Below are 815 nucleotides of genomic sequence, written 5' to 3' on the forward strand. Positions count from 1 at the left end.
GCTGGACGACGCCGCCCTGGCCGACATCGCCGCCGAGGTCGGCGCGGATGGTCCCATGTGCCTGCACGCCCGCGCCGCCTGGGCCGAGGGCAGGGGAGACCGCCTGACCTTCGAGCCCGCCCTGCCGCCTCTGCCGGCCCTTCTGGTCAACCCCGGGATCCCGTCGCCGACCGGCGCCGTCTATCGCGCCTATGACCGCGGGCCTGTCTTCGCCGCCCACCGCCCCGCGGCGCCCCCGGCCTGGACGGTCCCGGCGGTGGAATCCTGGCTGGCGGAGCAACGGAACGATCTTCAGTCGCCCGCCGTCACCCTGCAGCCCCTCATAGGCGAGGCGCTGCAGGCCGTCGCGGCGCTCCCCGGGGCCGGCTTGGCCCGCATGTCTGGCTCGGGGGCGACGGTCTTCGCCCTCTTCTCCACCCCGTGCGGCCGCGGACCGGCCGCGCGCGCTCTGGCCGCCGCTCGCCCGCGGTGGTGGGTGCAGGCGACGGTCCTGCGGTGAAGATGCGCCAAGCTTGAGGTTACCGGCATGGGTCGGTCTGTATTGTTAAGCCTGCTTCATAGCGATTTTTAGAGAACCTTGGCAGTTTCGCTGAATGAATGGCGATTCTTTTATTGTGTTGGAACCCGGAGACGGCGTTGCGCCTTGAACGTTGCAGTTCCGCGTACCGAAAGCCGCGTTCTGAACTCCCCTTCGCGGCGTCGACCACACAAGGGATACAGTCATGCTTCGCTCGAGACTCCTGACCGCCGCCGCCACGACCGCGCTGCTGGCCGCTCCGGCCTTCGCCCAGCACCGCTCCGCAGACCCCGCCGCA

General features: G+C 70.1%; 1 pseudogene. It reads left to right on the forward strand.

Annotated elements, in window-relative coordinates:
- Positions 1–499, forward strand: a pseudogene (locus AC2W7C_RS18575) (4-(cytidine 5'-diphospho)-2-C-methyl-D-erythritol kinase); the annotation flags it as partial.
- Positions 500–815: the final 316 nt, after the last annotated feature.

The sequence above is a fragment of the Brevundimonas sp. CURTG3B2_SDJG genome (genome assembly GCF_057364705.1).